This window comes from Thiobacillus thioparus DSM 505 (genome assembly GCF_000373385.1).
GTDB lineage: Bacteria > Pseudomonadota > Gammaproteobacteria > Burkholderiales > Thiobacillaceae > Thiobacillus > Thiobacillus thioparus.
Genome location: NZ_KB891329.1, coordinates 161,462 through 180,659 on the forward strand (window position 1 = coordinate 161,462; position 19,198 = coordinate 180,659).

Genomic DNA, 19,198 nt, shown 5'->3' on the forward strand with positions numbered 1-19,198 from the left:
TCAGACGGCGCAGTCGACGCCGGCGTTCTGGTCGTCGAAGCGGGCGGCTACCTCCGCCAGCGGCATGGGGCGGCTCAGCAAGTAACCCTGCACGTGCGCAATGCCCAGGCTTTCGACTTTGCGCAGGATGGTGTCGGTTTCCACGCCCTCGGCCACCAGTGAATAGCCTGCATCGCTCATCATGCGGGCGAAGTCGGCCACCACCTGGCTTGCACGGTTGTCCTGTCCCAGCTTGTTCACCAGCGAGATGTCGAACTTGACTACGTCCACCGGCAGATCGACCAGATAGCGCAACGGCGAATAGCCGGTGCCGAAATCGTCCATGGCGATGCGGTAATTCACGGTACGCAAGAGGTCGAGATAGGTGCGCACCTCCGCCATTTGTGTGATGAGCGAGGTTTCCGTGATCTCCAGCATCAGCGGATGGCGGGCATTGTGGCGCGACAACTCCAGCAGCTGCGACACGATCTCTGGGTGCGAAATACTCTGTGCGGACAGGTTGATCGACACGCCGATGCCGGGCGGCAGCTGCTGCGACGACAGGTCGGCATCGACCTGGTTCAGCACCGCCAGATCGAATCCGGCCTCCAGGCGGCGGCTGCTGACAACCGGCAGGAATGCGTCCGGCATGATGAGGTCGTTGTGGTAGCGGATGCGCGCCAGTGCCTCGTAATAATCCACCTTGCGCCCGGGCAGCGCGTGAATGGACTGATAATGCATTTCGATCATGCCGGGGCTGGCCAGGGCCTGGAACAGGGCGCTGGTTTCGCGGCTGGCCACCAGCGTCTGCGAGGCGCGCTCGGTATCCTCGCCATACAGGGCGATGCGGGTACGGCCCGGCTGCTTCGCGGTATACATGGCGATGTCCGCCTGCTTGGGCAGGTCGTTGATATGCTCGAGCTGATCGGCCGCGCAGAACGCGATGCCGATGCTGATCCCGACCGGCTCGTTGATTCCCAGGTCGCTGAAGACCGACGCGTCGAGCAGGCTTTGGCAGCGTTGTGCGATCTGCTTGGCCTGGGCCGGCGTGGTGCGCGACAGGAAGGTGGCGAACTCGTCGCCGCCGAGGCGGTACAGGCGGTCGTTGGCGCGTAACGCCATCACCAGCGCATCCGAGATGATGGACAGCACGCGGTCGCCCTTGGCGTGGCCGTAGGTGTCGTTGATGGTCTTGAAGCGGTCGCAATCGAACAGCAGGAAGGCCACGCCTTGCGGCGCGTTTTTCAACTCGATACGGAATTTCTCCCAGTCTTCTTCATAGGCGCGTCGGTTGTGGCATCCGGTGAGCGCATCCTGGCGTGCCTGCGAGTGGAATTCGCGATTCTGGTGTTCCAGCGAGCCGTGCAGTTCACGCAATTGCAGCTGGTAGTCATACAGCGAGCGGCGGACATTCTCCAGTTCGCTGATGCGCATGGCCTGCGAACGCGAGGAATGGGGGCTGAACCGCCCGTGCTGCATGGCATCGATATCCTGCGAAAGTCGGCGTAGCGGGCCCACCAGCAGGCGGTTGTACACGACAAAACCGAGCAGGGACATGGCCATCAGGAGCACAAACAGCGCGAGCAGGGTGCGTGACAGGATGCTCTGAAAGCGGAGCCGGTCGGGGTCGGGCAGGGCATTGAACGCCAGCCTTGAAAGCAGCTTGGTGGCAGGCAGGTTTTCGCCCGGTTTTAGCGTCAGCTTGACGCTGGCTTTGTCCGCAAAATGGAGCGCTTCCTGCTGCAGCAGGGCTGGCATGAAGTCGAGGCGGATCATGCCGTAGCCAAGCAGGGTTTGGTGTCGTTCGTCGATGTAAACCGGGAAGGCGTGATACAAAACGGTGGTTCCCGCTTCGTCGACCAGCCAGCTGGATGGCAGCGAGATGCCAGCGGGCAATCTGGCCGGCAGGCTGTTTTTTGCCGGGCTCGGGGCCAGCAGCAAACCCGACGGGGCGTACAGCGCCACCCGGACAAAGCGACTGGGCAACATGCCGCTTTCGTAGACTCGTTGGTCGCGCCAGTATGAGTAATATTCGGGCAGCACCAGTTGCTGTCGGGTTTCGTCCCAGCCTGCCAGGTTGGCCGCCTGGTCATCCGTCTGGCGCAACAGGCGCTGGACGGCCGAGGTCAGTTCGGACGCTGCCGCATTCTGGTTGTGTTGTTCCAGGCTGCGGGTAACCTCACGCGTCTGGTAAGCGGCAAAACCGCCGATCAGGCTCATCAGTACCATGAGCCCGGTAATGAAGGCGAGCGCAATCTGCTTGATGGAAATGGCATCTGGCCATTTCATCGGGACGATCCCTGTTGATGCGCTTCAAGGAACTTGAGCGTGTGGTCCAGCAGATCGAATTCATGCTCGCCATCCATGAAATGGCTGCCTCCGTGCACGATCACCATGGGAATCTGGATATGCTGCAAAACCTTGAGCCAGCCTTGACCGAGCATACCGTCGGCATCGCCCATGATGAGTTGTACGCTGGTCGGCATCTGCTTCAACGTGGTCAGCAGGCGAGGCTGGTCCCAGCGTACATACGACAACAGACCTTCGGGCGTCGAGGTGTATTTCCGGCAGAATGACAGGCTCTGGGTGACCAGGGTCCGCTGTTTGTTCTGTATGTGGGCTTCCAACTGGGCAATCAGGGCCTGGCGCGATGTCGTGCCGATCTGCGCTTCGACCAGCGAGGCGCCGATGAAGGCCTTGATTGCCGGATCCGGATGGGTGCTCAGATATGCCAGCAACTGTAGGCTGCCGAAGCTGTGGCCGATCAGCACGATGGAGTGATGGCCGTGCGACTTCAACCAGTCCACCCAGCGCCCGATCTCGGCCACGTCGTCGTCCATGCTGTGTTTGTGCGCCGCTTCGCATGCCAGGCTCTGCATGCGGTTGGGAATATTGAGACTGAGCGTGGGCAGCAGGACCGTGTAGCCCGCATCCTGCAGGCCGCGGGCCAGCGTGGCGACGGTGGGGAACTCGCGCGTTTGCAAGAAGCCATGCAGCAGCAATACGGCGGGCTTGCTGCGCTGGCCGATCAGATATTCGGCATTGGCGGGGATTCCGGGGCGCATCTCTTGCTGGACGATGGCCGCGTGTGCTGCGACAGGAAATACCGACATCAGCAAGCAAAGCAGGTATAGGCGCATGGCGGGACTGGATAGGCGGAGTCTTAGGTTCTAACGGCAGAAGGGGGTGGAACTGAAGCATGTGCAAGCGATTCTGCCTGGGGCGAATGTTACACTTCGTCTTGAAATCCAGCCCAAAAATGTTTGATCTGAAACAGCTCTTTTCTCCCGATGGCGCGTGTGCCGCAGTCCTGCCGGGCTGGCGTGCGCGTCCGCAGCAACTGGCCATGGCCGAGGCGGTCGAGCGCGCAGTCGCCGACAACGGCATACTGCTGGCCGAAGCGGGAACCGGTACCGGAAAAACGCTGGCCTATCTGATTCCCGCCTTGCTGTCAGGCGGCAAGGTAGTGATCTCCACCGGTACCAAGGCCTTGCAGGATCAGCTGTTTCACCGCGATCTGCCGGCTGCGCGCCGTGCGCTGAAATCGCCGGTCAAGGTGGCGCTGCTGAAAGGCCGTGCCAACTATGTCTGCCACCATCATCTGCAACGCAATCTTGCCGATGGGCGCTTCGCCCACCGCGACGATCCCGTCTGGCTCGCCAAGATCGCCCGCTTTGCCGAAACCAGCCTGAGTGGCGACCGTGCCGAGGCCGAAGGCATCCCGGAAGACGCCACTGCCTGGCATTACGCGGTCTCCAGCCGCGACACCTGCCTCGGCAGCGAATGCAGCCATTTCAAGGGCTGTTTCGTGATGGCGGCGCGCAAGGCCGCGCTCGACGCCGAAGTCGTGGTGGTCAATCACCATCTCTTCTTTGCCGACCTGTGGTTGAAGGACGAAGGCGTCGCCGAACTGCTGCCGGCCTGCAACACCGTGATCCTTGACGAAGCCCACCAGCTTGCCGAAACCGCCGCCCAGTTCTTTGGCGAGACACTGTCCACCGCGCAACTGCTCGATCTGGCCGGCGACACCAAGCGCCTCGCGGCGGTGAAGGCCGGCGACTTCCCGGCGCTGCGCCGCGCCGCGGAAGAACTGACCAAGATCACGCGCGACCTGCGTCTGGTGTTTCCGCAGAATCCTGTCAAATCGACATTCGCGGAACTGACGCGCTACGATAAATGGCCGGCCGCCTTGAGCGCGCTGTCTGCCGGCCTGGAAGAGATGACGAAGCTGCTCGAGAGCCAGGCCGAACGCGACGCCGACCTGAAGAATTGCTTCGAGCGCGCGCAGGCGGTACAGGCTACTTTGGCCAGCTGGCAACGCGACGACGATCCCGAGAATCCACGCGTGCGCTGGCTCGAGACCACGCTGAGCTCGTTGCTGCTGCATGCGACCCCCTTGTCGGTGGGCGCAATGTTCGGCGCCAAGCTCACCGAGCGGGCACAGGCGTGGATACTCACCTCGGCCACGCTGTCCGTCGGCGGCGATTTCACCCACCTGAAAACGCGCCTGGGCATCGAAGCCGCCGAAACCCTGTGCGTCGACAGCCCCTTCGATTACCCGCGCCAGGGCGTGCTCTATGTGCCACAAAACCTACCCGCGCCCAATACGCCCGAGTTCACCGACGCCGTCGTCAAGGCGGCCTTGCCTGTGCTCGAAGTCAGCCGCGGCCGCGCGTTCATTTTGTTCACCAGCCTGCGTGCATTGGAACGGGCGCGCGGCCTGCTGATCGATGCGTTCAAATTCCGCGGCTGGGACTACCCGCTGCTGGTGCAGGGCGAGGCACCCAAGAACGAACTTCTCGCGCGTTTCCAGCAGGCCGGCAACGCCGTACTGCTGGGCAGTCAGAGCTTCTGGGAGGGCGTCGACATGCCCGGCGATGTGCTGTCCGTCGTCGTCATCGACAAGCTGCCGTTTCAGCCGCCCGACGACCCGGTGGTCGCGGCGCGCATCGCTCAGGCCGAGAAGAACGGCGGCAAGCCCTTCATGGATTACCAGTTGCCGCATGCGGCAATCAGCCTGAAGCAGGGCGCAGGGCGGTTGATTCGCACCGAGACCGATCGCGGCGTGCTGATGATTTGCGATACGCGGTTGGCGGACAAGCCGTATGGGCGCTTGTTGCTGAATGCGCTGCCGGCGATGACACGGACGAGGAAGCTGGAGGTGGTGGAGCGGTTTTTTGCGGCAGAGAGTAGGGGAAGTTTGGCTGCGCCGGTTGGGGTGGAGTAGGGCCACACGCTGTCGCTTACCTTGGCACCGTTCGCCCTGGGCCTGCGGAAGGGGCGTCGCACAGCGACGGGGTCCCCCGGCGTACCCCTTGCGGGTGCTGTCGAAGGGCTGTTTGCAGTAGTGAGGTATTTGCTTAACTACTGACTGTTGGCCGGGGGTTGCCCGGCGGCAAGTCACTTTTCTTGCTTGCCCAAGAAAAGTAACCAAAAGAAGGGCACCCCGACAGTCCCGAATTCCCGAAGATCAAGCGCGTCGGGTGGGCGGCAAAGAACTCGCCCCGCTTTTGTTATGCCTTTTTGATTTTTGTGAGCGGGGCTCAAACACCTTTGCCGCTGATCCACCCGACGCACTTGATCTTCGGCGGGCCTGTAAGGGGAAGAACGTCAAAACCAGCGTGGTGATGACTGGACAGTTGTTGTAATAGGCTGGGACGGCATACTGGTTAGAAATAAGTCACCGTTACTACGACAAGCACGATAACAATGAAAACGACAAAAAACATGTCGATCCTGTCGCGAAGCCAATGTGGATTTTTCCAACGGTTAGGTTTTCTGAGCCAGTTTTTCAGACGGCTATGTGGAGGAAGTCTTCTCTCAAGCGCATCCAATGTACTGATCAGAATCACCGCGATCAGAAATAATATAAGCGGTAGTAAAACGAAGTTGATCGGAATCAACCAAAGATCGCGGAACATAATATCTATAGTGTCGAAGGTGCGGAGCCAAAATGGTAACCGTAAACGTCCAGTCATCACTGCCCTGGTTTTGATGTTCCTCCCCTTACAGCCACGCCGAGAATCGATCCTGCCGGACGGATCAGCGGCGAAGGTGTTTGAGCCCCGCCCACAAAAGACAAATTAAAAACAGCAAGGCGGGGCGAGTTCTTCGCCGCCCGTCCGGCAGGCTCGATTTTCGGGAATTCGTGGCTGTTGGGGTCGCCTTCTTTTGGTTCCTTTTCTTGGCGAGACAAGAAAAGGAACTAGCTGCCGGGCTACCCCCGGCCAGCGGTCAGTAGTCCTGCGAGGACTTCAACTACAGCGATCAAGCCCTTCGACAGGCTCAGGGCGAACGGGTGCAACGTGCGCCCCTCACTTACAGCGTCTGCACGAAGGCCAACACCTCCGCCGCATGCCCCGGCGCTTTCAACCCGCGCCAGCTCTTTACCAGCTTCCCATCCACATCGAACACAAACGTGCTGCGCTCGACCCCGCGCACCTGCTTGCCGTACATGTTCTTCAACTTCATCACGCCGAACAGTTCGCAGACGATCTCGTCCTTGTCGGACAACAGTTCGAACGGAAAGCCGAATTCGGCCTTGAAGCCTTCGTGCGACTTGATGCTGTCGCGCGAAATGCCGACGACGATCGTGTTGGCCTTGCCGAAGTCGGCATACAAGTCGCGAAATTCCTGACCTTCGAGGGTACAGCCTGACGTGTTGTCCTTGGGATAGAAATAGACGACGACGTTCTTGCCGCGATGGTCGGACAGCTTGAAGGGGGTATTGCCGGTGGAGGGCAGTTCGAAATCGGTGATGACGGGGTCGCTCATGGTGGGCCTTTCTGTAATTAACGTGAGGAGGATTTGAGTAGCACGATGACGGCGCCAGCGCCGCCGTCGACGGTGCGGGCCTGGCAGAAGGCGAGCACGTCCTCGCGCTGCATCAACCAGTGGCGCACCTTGTTTTTCAGTACCGGCAGGCGGTTCTTCGAGCCATGGCCCTTGCCGTGGATGATACGTACGCAGCGCCGGTCTTCGAGCATGCAACGGTTGAGAAAGGCAGCCACCGCGATACGGGCTTCGTCGCCGGTATGGCCGTGCAGGTCGAGTTCGCCGCGGATGACCCAGCCGCCGCGCCGCAGTTTTCTGAGTGCGGCCGTGGGGACGCCTGGGCGCGAATACAGCAGTTCCTCGCCGGTGGAAACGGCCGTCTCCCAGTCCCATGGATCGGACAGGGCATCGACCAGTACCTGGCGCTCGTCGGCCTGTCTTTGATGGGCGACAGGTTTGGGACGCGGACGTGCGATATCGGCCCGACCGGACGGCGGCAGCGGAACGGCATCGGCGACAGCGCGGCGGAACAGCACGGCGCCGTCCGGCTGGGGTTTCGGTTTATGCGGCGCCTGGTGAAGCGTGGCGGGCGAAGCGGTCTGTTCGCGCAGCATGCGACGCGCTCGCGCCAGCGCCTCGAATGAGGCGGGTGCGAGCGCACTGCCGCGGGCGCGCTTCATGATGCATGGCTCCGTTACGGTTTGCCGAGGGCGTCCAGGTAACGTTCGGCATCGAGCGCGGCCATGCAGCCGGTGCCGGCGCTGGTGACGGCCTGGCGGTAGATGTGGTCCTGCACGTCGCCGGCGGCGAACACCCCCTCGATATTGGTGGCGGTGGCGTTGCCCTTGTTGCCACCCTTGGTGACGATGTAGCCGCCTTCCAGCGTAAGCTGGCCTTCGAAGATGGCGGTGTTGGGCTTGTGGCCGATGGCGATGAAGATGCCGGTCAGCGCGACGTCTTTGGCGGCGCCGTCCTTCGTGCTCTTGATGCGCATGCCGGTGACGCCGGTCTTGTCGCCCAGCACTTCATCCAGCGTGTGGTCGAGTTCGAGGCTGATCTTGCCTTCCTTGACCTTCTCCATCAGGTGGTCGACCAGGATCTTCTCCGACTTGAAGGTGTCGCGGCGGTGCACCACGGTGACGTGTTTCGCGATGTTGGCGAGATACAGCGCTTCTTCAACGGCGGTGTTGCCGCCGCCGATCACGGCGACGTCCTGGTTCTTGTAGAAAAAGCCGTCGCAAGTGGCGCAGCCCGACACGCCCTTGCCCATGAACGCCTGTTCCGACGGCAGGCCGAGATACATGGCCGAGGCGCCGGTGGCGATGATCAGCGCATCGCAGGTATAGGTGCCGGAATCGCCGATCAGGGTGAACGGCTTCTCGGTCAGCTTGGCGGTATGGATCTGGTCGAAGATGATTTCGGTCTTGAAGCGCTCGGCGTGGCGCTGGAAGCGGTCCATCAGTTCGGGGCCCTGCACGCCGTCGACATCGGCCGGCCAGTTGTCGACGTCGGTGGTGGTCATCAACTGCCCGCCCTGCTGCATGCCGGTGATGACGACTGGAGAGAGATTGGCGCGCGCGGCATACACGGCAGCCGAATAGCCGGCGGGGCCGGAACCGAGAATGATGAGTTTGTGGTGTGCGGTGCTCATGTCTGTATCAGCCGTGGGGGAAAGGGCACTATTCTAACCAATCTTGGCGACGGCATTTCCATGCTGTCAGCCCGGTATAATCAGGTCCACTTTTGGTCTTTAAGTTCCCATGGCGCGCCCTGCTTCCCGTTCTTCGACTCCCTTGTCGCCGCGCATGCAAAGGCTGCTGCGCGAAGCCCGTGCCTTGCTGGTGGGGTGTGCGGCGCTACTGCTGGCGGCAATCCTGCTTACCCACAACTCGGCCGACCTGGGCTTCAGCACCACTGGCGACGGCGGTCCGCTGCGCAATCTGGGCGGGCGCGTTGGCGCGTGGCTGTCGGATCTGCTGTTGATGCTGTTTGGCATGTCGGCCTGGTGGTGGGTGGTGTTGGCGGCGGCCTATGTCACTCATACCTTTCGTCATCTCGATGAAACCCCGCTGACAGGCGGGCGTCAGCGCTGGTTCAGGCTGGGCGGGTTCGGTTTGCTGTTGCTGGGCAGCACCGGCATCGAATGGCTGCGCACCTGGCATTGGGCGGTGGCGCTGCCGGATGCGCATGGCGGCGTGCTGGGCGCGGGCCTGGGCGCGACTGCGGGTGCGCTGCTCGGATTCACCGGCGGTTCGCTGGTCCTGCTGCTGCTGATGGCCGTGGGGTTCAGCCTGTTCACCGGCGTGTCGTGGCTGACCATGGCCGAGCGAACCGGCGCGGGGGTCGAATGGGCCTGGTGGACATCGATCCGGACCTGGCAAGCCTACCGCGACCGCAAGCTGGGCGAGGCGGCGCAGCTGAAACGCGAAGCGAAAGTGTCGGTGGAAAAGAAGAAGCGCGTCGAAGCGCCGCCCATCCGCATCGAGCCGGTGGTGAAGGAGGTGCCGCAATCCGAACGTGCCGTCACCGAAAAACAGGCGCCGCTGTTCTCCGATCTGCCCGATTCGCCGCTGCCGCCGCTGCATCTGCTCGATCCCGCCGACGAGGCGGTGGAAACCGCCAGCCCTGAGGCGCTGGAGTTCACCTCGCTGATGATCGAGCGCAAGCTCGCCGAATTCGGCGTCGAGGTGAAGGTCGTCTCGGCTTCGCCCGGCCCGGTGATCACACGCTACGAGATCGAGCCCGCGACCGGCGTGAAGGGCAGCCAGATCGTCAACCTGGCGAAGGACCTGGCACGCACGCTGTCGGTGATCAGCATCCGCGTGGTAGAAGCGATCCCTGGCAAGCACACCATGGGGCTGGAGATTCCCAACCCAAAGCGGCAAATCGTGCGTTTGAGCGAGATTCTCGGCTCCAAGGCCTATCACGACAGCGCCAGCCCGTTGACCATCACCCTCGGCAAGGACATCGCCGGCAACCCGGTGGTGGCGGATTTGGGAAAAATGCCACACCTGCTGGTCGCGGGCACGACAGGCTCCGGCAAGTCAGTCGGCGTCAATGCGATGATCCTGTCGCTGGTGTACAAATCCGATCCGTCCGCCGTGCGCATGATCATGGTCGATCCCAAGATGCTCGAGCTTTCCATCTATGAAGGCATCCCGCACCTGCTGGCACCGGTGGTCACCGACATGAAGCAGGCCGCCAGCGCGCTCAACTGGTGCGTCGGCGAAATGGAGCGCCGCTACAAGCTGCTGTCGGCGGTGGGCGTGCGCAACCTCGCCGGCTACAACCAGAAGGTGCGCGACGCCAAGAAGGCCGGTATGCCGCTGACCCACCCGTTCAGCCTGACGCCCGACAACCCGGAGCCGCTCGAAACCATGCCGATGATCGTGGTGATGATCGACGAACTCGCCGACCTCATGATGGTGGTCGGCAAGAAGGTCGAGGAACTCATCGCACGCCTCGCGCAGAAAGCCAGAGCCGCAGGCATTCACCTGATCCTGGCGACGCAGCGGCCGTCGGTCGACGTCATCACCGGCCTGATCAAGGCGAATATTCCTACGCGGATCGCGTTCCAGGTGTCGAGCAAGATCGACTCGCGCACTATCCTCGACCAGATGGGCGCCGAGGCGCTGCTGGGGCAGGGCGACATGCTCTACCTGCCACCCGGCACCGGCCTGCCGCAGCGCGTGCACGGCGCCTTCGTGTCGGACAACGAAGTGCATCGCGTCGTCGATTATTTGAAGTCGCTGGGCGAACCGGAATACATCGAAGGCGTGCTCGAGTCGCCGGAAGAAGCGGGTGAGGGCGGGGGTGAATTCGGCGAGGCGGCCGCGGAAGCCGACCCGCTCTACGACCAGGCCGTGGCCTATGTGCTGAAGTCACGCCGCGCGTCGATCTCGTCGGTGCAGCGCCAGCTGCGCATCGGCTACAACCGCGCCGCGCGCATGATCGAGGACATGGAGCGCGCCGGACTCGTGTCGGCTATGCAATCGAACGGCAACCGCGACGTATTGGCGCCCGGAGGCGACGCATGAATTTTTACGCACTGATTCCCGCAGCCGGCTCGGGCTCACGCATGGGCGGGGCGATCGAGAAGCAGTACATGGATCTCAATTCCGTACCCATGATCGCGCACGCGATGATGGTGCTGGCGCGCGAGCCGCGTCTTTCGAAAATTTTTGTCGTGCTGTCGCCCACCGACAAGCGCTGGAACAACTACGCGTGGCAGGGCTGGGAAGAACGCATCGAGGTGCTGCGGTGCGGCGGCACGACCCGTGCCGAAACGGTGCTGAACGGGCTGCAGGCCATGTCGAATATATGTGCAGCGGACGACTGGGTGCTGGTGCACGACGCCGCGCGTCCTTGTTTGCCGGACGACATGCTGGGCAAGTTGCTGGATGAAGTGGCGGATGATCCCGTGGGCGGCCTGCTTGCCGTGCCGGTGGCCGACACCCTCAAGCGGGCCGCAGCCGACACATCAAATGGCGCACGCGCCGAGGCCACCGTGCCGCGCGCCGGCCTGTGGCAGGCGCAAACGCCGCAGATGTTCCGCCATGGCAAGCTCGTCGAAGCGCTGCGGGCCGCCGGCAGCGACATGACCGACGAGGCCTCGGCCATCGAGCAACTCGGGTTGCAGCCGCGGCTGGTCGAGTCCGACAGCCGCAACCTCAAGGTCACCTATCCGCAGGACCTGGAGTTGGCCGGCCTGATTCTGGGGAAGCTGAATGAATGACATCCGGGTCGGCCACGGTTTCGACGTGCATGCCTTCGCCGAGAACCGCAAGCTCATCATCGGCGGTGTCGACATTCCCCATGAACTCGGGCTGGCCGGCCATTCCGACGCCGATGTGCTGCTGCACGCGATCTGCGATGCGCTGCTGGGTGCGGCCGGGCTGGGTGACATCGGCCGCCATTTTCCCGATACCGACGCCGCGTTTTCCGGCATCGACAGCCGCATCCTGCTGCGCCGCGTCGCCGAACAGTTGCAGGAACGTCGCTGGCGCGTCGGCAACGTCGACGCCACGATCATCGCGCAGGCGCCCAAGATGGCGCCGCACATCGCGCGCATGACGGCGCATATTGCGGACGACCTAGGTGTGGCCATCGACCGCGTCAACGTCAAGGCGACCACCACCGAAAAGCTCGGCTTCACCGGACGCGGCGAAGGCATCGCCGCCGAGGCGGTGTGCCTGATCGCGCGTGACTGAATCCGGCCAGACCGAACCCCGCCCGGTCCAGCCGGGAACACTGCGTTTATTCTTCGCCCTGTGGCCCGACGGCGCCACCCGCGACGCGTTGAACCGCACGGGCAAATGGCTGCACCAGCACTGGGGGGGCCGACGCATGCGCGCCGACACCCTGCACATCACCCTGGCCTTTCTCGGCAGCACACCGGTCGATCGACTGGATGCGCTGTTCGCCTGCGCCGACACCGTCCAGTCACGCGCATTTGAACTGATCCTCGACCAAGCCGGCTACTGGCGCCACAACCGCATCGGTTGGCTGGGTGCGAACGAGGCGCCGCCGCAGCACCTCGATCTGGTCGGCACACTGAATACCGCCCTGCAGGCCGCCGATTTCCCCGTCGATGCGCGGCCACATGTGCCGCATGTCACGCTGCTGCGCAAATCGGCGGGCGGCGAAATCCCTGCATGTGCGCCGGTACGCTGGCCAGTGAGCGATTTCGTGCTGGTAAAGTCTGTCACCGAACCGGATGGCGCGCATTACGAGGTGATCAGACGCTGGTTCCTGGATCGATGATCCCCGGCAACCGGCATAAAACTGGGCCGTCATCAGATTTCACTTGACACACTCAAAAAGCACCCTGTAAGTTTCGCCCCATCCATACAGGCCGATGCAAAGCACGTCGGCCACCTTTGCGGAAAACTGAAAAACAATTAACCAGTGCAGCTTTTGGGAGAGCCGCATGTCCTTCAGTTTTGCCGTCTGTCGTCCCTCGCCTGGACGAGTCTTCGAACGCATCATCGCTCTGTTCGGGTTGATCGTCTTAATACCGGCGTCGTTCGCGCCGTCCGCATACGCTACCGCAGTCGGCGCCACCCCCGGCAGCCACCAGGTCAGCCCCAGCGGCGCCTTCACCTACACCATCCCCATCGCCGTTCCGCCGGGCACCGCCGGCATCGAGCCCAAGCTCAGCCTTAGCTACAACAGCCAGGGCGGCAATGGCCTGCTTGGCATGGGCTGGAGCCTCGCCGGGCTTTCCGTCATCCATCGCTGCCCCAAGACCATGGTCCAGGATGGCGTCATCGGTGGCGTCAACTACAACGCCAACGACCGGTACTGCCTCGACGGCCAGCGTCTTGTTGCAGTCAGCGGCACCTATGGCGCCGATGCCACCGAATACCGCACCGAAAGCGAAAGCTACAGCCGCATCGTCAGCTACGGCAGCCAGGGCAGCGGTCCTGCCTGGTGGAAAGTCTGGACCAAGAGCGGTCAGATTTTTGAATACGGCAACACCGCCGATTCCCGGATCGAAGCCCAGGGCAAGAGCGAAGTCATGCTGTGGAGTCTGAACAAACTTGCCGACACCGTCGGTAACACCCTCACCGTCAGCTACATCGAAGACACCCCCAACGGGCAGTATTACCCGGATCGGATCGACTACACCGGCAACGGCAACGCGGGCAAGACACCGGGCAACTCTGTGCGATTCGTATACGAGGCGAGACCGGACATCACACCGCTGTATCAGGTGGGATCGGTCAATAAGACCACGGTCAGGCTTACGAATGTGCAGACCTATGCGGGGAATAACGTCGTCAAGGACTATCGGTTGGCGTATGACACACTTGGGAGTGCTGGGCGTTCCAGATTAGTAACTTTAAGTGAATGCGATTCACTCGGAAATTGTCTTTTTCCTACGACGTTAGATTGGAAAACGTTGACGGTCGCTGACGGCAATTTCACCGCTCAAGGCAGCGGGAACTGGATCGGTCACGCAAATGGTGCCGCACAAACTCTTGTAGGCGATTTCGACGGAAATGGGAAAGACGATCTTCTCGGTTATAGCGCGAGCGGGGGATATGGCATAGCCCCCTTTTATGTTTGCACCTCGAATGGGAGCAATTACAGCTGTGCTGCATGGAATGCGGGTTCTTTAGCCGCCCCCATCCTTGGCGACTTTAATGCCGATGGCAAGGCGGATGTGGCGGGATATGGAATTCAACAACTGTCGTTTTGGGATAGACCCCCCCTCTTTGCCTATCATGCCCTCGTTTGCCTCAATACAGGCTCGTCTTTCACCTGTTCGACTTGGGCATCAGGGGTATTACTGTATGGTGATCCATCACTGATGAATGATCGTCTAATCGGCGATTTTAATGGTGACGGCAGATCAGATTGGGCACTTTGGCAGCCTAATTCCCAATGGAAAATTTGCACGTCAACCGGAACATCGTTCAGTTGCAGCATTTGGAGTGGGCCTACTGTAAGCATAAACAACACTGTTTCGGGCGATTTTAACGGCGATGGAAAAACGGACTTGGCTGGTTATACGAGTAATGGCAACTGGAATGTGTGCTTGTCTACCGGTAGTGGCTTCTCGTGTTCCACTTGGCTTGGGCATAGTGGAGGCGCGTCCAACAACGTCGTAGCGGACTTTAATGGTGACGGGCTCACGGATCTCGCGCAATACGTATCGGGTACTACCTGGAATGTTTGCCTTTCGACGGGCGTAGGATTTGCATGTGATAACTGGAGCGGTGTAAGTGCAACTTCTGCCGACACAAAGGTTGGCGACTTCAATGGAGATGGAAAATCCGATATCGCAGCCTCTCTGGGGTCTGCGTCGTGGAACGTCTGCCTATCCTCTGGTACAGCTTTTACCTGTGGTATTTGGTCTGGATCAAACGCCACAACCGCCAATACTAAGGTGGGCGACTTTAATGGTGATGGAAAGACTGATCTAACTGGATATGTAAGCGGCAGTACTTGGCATACAACCCTGTCTGGTGGGGAATTCCCCGATACGATTTCCTCAGTTACTACTGGCCTAGGCACCAGCACAACCGTCACCTACGCCCCTTTGACCGCCAGTTCGGTCTACACCAAGGACGCGGGTTCTGTTTACCCGTATGTTGATGTGCAATCCCCGCTGTACGTCGTCTCCAGCGTAGCGGTGAGCGACGGCATCGGTGGCACTTATTCCACCGACTACAGCTACGCCGGCGCCAAATCGCATCTTCTCGGCGGCGGCTTCCTCGGCTTCCGTCAGGTCACCGTCCATGACCCCCAGGCGCACATCCGTTCCACCACCACCTACCGCCAGGACTACCCCTACCAGGGCCAGCCCCTGAGCACCCAGAAGCTCACCGACAGCGGCGTCCTCCTGGGCCAAAGCCTCATCACCTACACCAACCAGTTGCTCAACACCGGCATCAGCCCCACCTGGCACCAGTCCCTGCCGACGCATACCGTCGAATCCAGCTACGAGCTCACCGGCGGGCTGATCTCCACCGTCGTCACCGACACCCAGTACGACGCCTGGGGCAACCCCACCGCCATCGCCGTCGACTCAGGCGGGGGCTACAACAAGACCACCACCAATACCTACGACAACATCATCGACGCCAATCGCTGGTTCCTCGGGCGGCTCCGCCGCAGCGCCGTCACCAGCGTCACGCCATAAGGGGAAGGGACCATGCGTAGCGTATTGTTGAGCCTGATTCTGGCGCTGACCCTGCCTGCCTGGGGTGCGCAGTTGACCCGTACCTCTTCGTTTGAGTACGACCCCGTCACCGGCCTCCTGGTCAAGGAAACCATCGAGCCCGACCAGCCGCAGATGCGGCTCGACACGACCTATGCCTACGACACCTTCGGCAACCGTACGGCTGTTACCGTCAGCTCCCCGGCCACCGGCACCGCCGCCATCGCGACCCGTGCCACGACGACCACCTGGGATGCCGACGGCCAGTTCCCCCTTACTGTTGCCAACGCCCTCGGCCACACCGAAACCAAGACCTTCGATCCCCGCTTTGGCGCCGTCACCAGTCTCACTGGCCCCAACAACCTCACCACCACCTGGCAGTACGACGGCTTCGGCCGCAAGACCCGGGAGAATCGGGCCGACGGCACGCAGACCGTCTGGACCTACGACGTGTGCGACGCCGCCTGTCCCGCCAATGGCGTCTATCGCATCGTCACCCAGGTGTTCGGGGCCGGAACCCAGATCGCTCCGGTTTCCGTCGACTACTTCGACAGCCTCAACCGCAAATTGCGCACCGCCACCCAGGGCTTCGACGGCAGCTGGATCTACAAGGACACTGTCTACGACAATTCAGGCCGCGTACAGAAAGTGTCGCGTCCCTATTTCGCCGGCCAGACCGTGTACTGGGTCACCAGCGAATACGACGACCTCGGCCGCGTCGTCAAGGTCTATGAGCCCGACGTGCCGGACACCCCCGCGCTCAGCGTCGACTACAACGGCCTGACGATTGCCCGCACCAACCGCAAGGGCCAGGTCACCACCGAGGTCAAAAACAGCCAGGGCCAGAAGGTCAGCGTCACCGACGCCATGGGCAACGTCACCACCTACGCCTACGACCCCTTCGGCAACCTCGCCCGCACCACCGATCCGGCAGGGAACAGCATCGTCAACCTCTACGATTTACGGAGCCGCAAGATCCAGACGACCGACCCCGATCTGGGCACTTGGACCTACGAGTACAACGTCCTCGGCGAACTGGTGAAGCAGACCGACGCCAAGAACCAGGTCGCAACCATGAGCTACGACGCGCTCGGCCGCATGACCCAGCGCATTGAACCCGGACTCACCAGCATCTGGGCCTGGGACACCGCTGCCTACGGCAAGGGCAAGCTGCATACCGCCCAGACCAGTGCGGGCTATATTCGTACCCATACCTACGATACGCTGGGGCGACCGCAGTCCACCCTGTCCAATCTGGGTGCGGGCAATCCCCTGTTCTTTAGCAGCGTCACCTACGATGCCTTCGGCCGGGCGTCGCAGCAGAGCTACCCCAACGGCCTCACCCTCAAGACCGTCTACAATGCCTACGGCTACGTCGCCGAAGTCCGCAACGCCGCCACCAATGCGCTCTACTGGCAGCTCAACACCATGGACGCCGAGGGCCACGCCATCCGCGAAACCACCGGCAACGGCATCGTCACCGAGCGGAGCTATGCGGCCGACACCGGCCGCATCCAGAACATCGTCGCGAATACCGCGGGTGGCCAGCAGATCCAGGGGCAGGCCTATGTCTACGACACGATCGGCAATGTCGCGATCTACGCCGACGGTCCGGGCAACCAGCTCGAAATCCGCGGCGGCTACGATGCGATCAACCGTCTGACGCAGATCGATTCCACGATCGACGGCGTCGCTTCCAGCCAGACGCTGGTCTACGACGCTCTGGGCAACATCACAAGCAAGACCGGCGTCGGCAATTACACCTACGGCGATGTCCTGCATAAACATGCCGTCACCGCTGTCACCGGCGGGCCGGCGAATCTCGGCTACGCCTACGACGCCAACGGCAACCTTACCAGCGGTGCCGGGCGTTCCGTCACCTGGACCGCCTGGAACATGCCCGCCAGCCTGACCCAGTCCGGACAGACCCAGAGCTGGCTCTATACGCCCGAGCACGACCGCTACAAGATGGTCGCATCCGGCCGCACGACCTGGTACCTGAACCCCAGCGTGCATCATGGTGGGCACTACGAGCGGACCCTGTACACCAGCGGCACCGTCGAGCACCGGGTCACCCTGTACGGGGCGGGACGTGCCATCGGCGAGGTGCTCACCTTCGAGGTCAGCAGCGGCACTGCGCCTGCGGCGCAGACGCGCTATTTCCACAGCGACACCCAGGGGTCGATCACCGCGGTCACCGACAGCGCAGGCGTCGTGCTGACCCGTTTCCGCTATGACGCCTGGGGCAAGCAGACCCTGACCTACGGCAACAACACGGGAATCAACGCCACCCGTCAGGGGCATACGGCGCATGAAATGCTCGACGGCGGGCTGACGCACATGAACGGGCGACTGTACGACCCGGTGCTCTCCCGCTTCGTCAGCGCGGATCCGACGGTCGACAATCCGTTCGATCTGCAGAGCCTGAACCGATACAGCTATGTGAACAACAATCCGATGGGGTTCACGGATCCAACAGGCTACTTCAAGATCTTCGGGAAGAAGTGGAGTTGGTGGCGCGATAAGGTGGTTAAGCCGGTAGTGGTGATCGCGGTTGCGTGGAATATCGGACCTATGATTTTTAATTCCGTGTTCAATGCCACGTTGGCCGCGACTGGTTCGATGCCCATGGCAGGAAGTCTCTGGATTTCATCTATTGCAGCGGGGGCTGCGTCAGGTGCGGCCGTTGGTGGAATTACGGGTGGCATTTACAACGGTCCGGAAGGCATTCTTCAGGGGGCAAAATATGGTGCGATTGGGGGCGCGATTACCGGGCCAGTGGCGTTGGCTTATGGAGGCATCAATGGCCAGGGGGGCAGTCCGTGGAACGTGGAACGCGTCGCCGCCACCAGCCTCGCGGGCGGCACGAGTTCGGCGGCGACGGGCGGGAGCTTCGCGGATGGGTTCCGGACTAATGCTTATTTCTCCTTGGGGTCGTGGTCGTTTGACGCCATGCGTGCGTCGACCAATGCCTCTTCCGCGAGGTCTGGCAATACGTTGAGAGATCCGGATTCTGGTGAGTTGTTCACCTACGGCGGAAGACCGCCCGTCAATGCTGATGGATCGCTTGGCACTGACTGGTCACTTCTTGCTGGTTTGAATATGACGCAAGAGCCAAAAGGCATGGACAATGCCTGGTGGGGTGTCAGACCGATCCGGCAGTTTTTTAACGGTGTTTCCAAGGTGCACGATTGGGGGAATAGCTGGGCGTATTCAGATAATGGCATGTGGGTATCCCACGGCGTGGCGCGCGATACGTTGTTCAATATTTGGAGCATGAGCACCATGCTTCCTGCTGCGGCGTTTGCAGAGGCTGCGCAGATTCCCGATGTGTCGAGACTATATCTGGATGTCGGAAGGTGGACCCGTTGAATACTATTCGGATTTTAAGATTTGAACCTATGTCGATGCTCTCGAGATCGCCAATTGATGTGCCGCCGTCACGGGCAGATTGGTGGCGCGGCTGCAAACTTTTTGCCCTGCTGCTCGTTGGTTCCCAACTGATCGCTGGCTGCGCGATACCTCATAACTTGGGAACACTCAAACCCCCTGTAGGGATTACATCCAGTCAGTCTTATGAAGACATCAAAGAGTGTATGAAATGGGCGGACAAGTTCAGCGATGCTCCCTTGAACCCTGAAGAACAGTGGTTTCTTAATGGCATCGAAACCGCAAGATTCGCTGGCGAAGGCGGTCGCGGAAGAAACGGCTATAGCGATCATTATGTCTTGTGTTTGATTAAGCGCGGGTATCGGTGGATGCCGGACGCCGAGTAAG

At 61.4% G+C, this 19,198-nt stretch carries 13 protein-coding genes; 8 read left to right on the plus strand and 5 right to left on the minus strand.

Annotated elements, in window-relative coordinates; genetic code table 11:
- Nucleotides 1-2,268 carry a putative bifunctional diguanylate cyclase/phosphodiesterase gene (locus B058_RS0112505; protein ID WP_018508828.1) on the minus strand — a complete coding sequence of 756 codons (2,268 nt, stop codon included), beginning with the start codon at nucleotides 2,266-2,268 and terminating at the stop codon, nucleotides 1-3.
- Nucleotides 2,265-3,119 (minus strand): alpha/beta hydrolase, encoded by an 855-nt coding sequence (locus B058_RS0112510; protein ID WP_026240887.1) that lies wholly within the window; start codon nucleotides 3,117-3,119, stop codon nucleotides 2,265-2,267. Before B058_RS0112510 ends, B058_RS0112505 begins: the two co-directional genes overlap by 4 nt.
- Before the next feature lie 119 nt (nucleotides 3,120-3,238).
- Here B058_RS0112510 and yoaA point away from each other — a divergent pair, with 119 nt between their 5' ends.
- Nucleotides 3,239-5,206, plus strand: coding sequence for a DNA repair helicase YoaA (gene yoaA, locus B058_RS0112515; protein ID WP_018508830.1), 1,968 nt, complete (start codon nucleotides 3,239-3,241; stop codon nucleotides 5,204-5,206).
- Nucleotides 5,207-6,297: 1,091 nt separating this feature from the next.
- Here yoaA and B058_RS0112525 read toward each other — a convergent pair.
- From B058_RS0112525 to trxB, 3 genes are read right to left on the minus strand one after another with little or no spacing between them, the layout of a single operon-like run.
- On the minus strand, nucleotides 6,298-6,753 hold the full coding sequence (locus B058_RS0112525; protein WP_018508832.1) for a peroxiredoxin: 456 nt from the start codon (nucleotides 6,751-6,753) through the stop codon (nucleotides 6,298-6,300).
- A gap of 17 nt (nucleotides 6,754-6,770) precedes the next feature.
- Complete coding sequence (locus tag B058_RS16945) at nucleotides 6,771-7,433, minus strand: Smr/MutS family protein (RefSeq protein ID WP_018508833.1); 663 nt, start codon at nucleotides 7,431-7,433, stop codon at nucleotides 6,771-6,773.
- 14 nt (nucleotides 7,434-7,447) lie between these two features.
- Nucleotides 7,448-8,404: a thioredoxin-disulfide reductase gene (gene trxB, locus B058_RS0112535; protein ID WP_018508834.1), complete on the minus strand. Its 957-nt coding sequence runs from the start codon at nucleotides 8,402-8,404 to the stop codon at nucleotides 7,448-7,450.
- Between the two features lie 109 nt (nucleotides 8,405-8,513).
- On the opposite strand from trxB, the gene B058_RS0112540 reads away from it, so the two are divergent.
- The 7 genes from B058_RS0112540 (at nucleotide 8,514) to B058_RS17920 (ending at nucleotide 19,197) form a co-directional block, all read left to right on the plus strand.
- Nucleotides 8,514-10,790, plus strand: a complete 2,277-nt coding sequence (locus tag B058_RS0112540) for a DNA translocase FtsK (protein ID WP_026240888.1) — start codon at nucleotides 8,514-8,516, stop codon at nucleotides 10,788-10,790.
- Nucleotides 10,787-11,488: a 2-C-methyl-D-erythritol 4-phosphate cytidylyltransferase gene (gene ispD, locus B058_RS0112545; RefSeq protein ID WP_018508836.1), complete on the plus strand. Its 702-nt coding sequence runs from the start codon at nucleotides 10,787-10,789 to the stop codon at nucleotides 11,486-11,488. The genes B058_RS0112540 and ispD overlap by 4 nt, the downstream gene beginning before the upstream one ends.
- Nucleotides 11,481-11,963: a 2-C-methyl-D-erythritol 2,4-cyclodiphosphate synthase gene (ispF, locus tag B058_RS0112550; RefSeq protein WP_018508837.1), complete on the plus strand. Its 483-nt coding sequence runs from the start codon at nucleotides 11,481-11,483 to the stop codon at nucleotides 11,961-11,963. Before ispD ends, ispF begins: the two co-directional genes overlap by 8 nt.
- Entirely contained in the window at nucleotides 11,956-12,516 is a 561-nt protein-coding gene (gene thpR / locus B058_RS0112555) for an RNA 2',3'-cyclic phosphodiesterase (RefSeq protein ID WP_018508838.1), read from the plus strand. The genes ispF and thpR overlap by 8 nt, the downstream gene beginning before the upstream one ends.
- Before the next feature lie 166 nt (nucleotides 12,517-12,682).
- Complete coding sequence (locus B058_RS17595; protein ID WP_081616794.1) at nucleotides 12,683-15,403, plus strand: FG-GAP-like repeat-containing protein; 2,721 nt, start codon at nucleotides 12,683-12,685, stop codon at nucleotides 15,401-15,403.
- A 12-nt stretch (nucleotides 15,404-15,415) separates the two neighbouring features.
- A complete protein-coding gene (locus B058_RS16955) occupies nucleotides 15,416-18,793 on the plus strand; it encodes an RHS repeat domain-containing protein (RefSeq protein ID WP_051082114.1) in 3,378 nt (1,125 codons plus the stop codon).
- Complete coding sequence (locus B058_RS17920; protein WP_157265841.1) at nucleotides 18,790-19,197, plus strand: hypothetical protein; 408 nt, start codon at nucleotides 18,790-18,792, stop codon at nucleotides 19,195-19,197. Before B058_RS16955 ends, B058_RS17920 begins: the two co-directional genes overlap by 4 nt.
- Nucleotide 19,198: the final 1 nt, after the last annotated feature.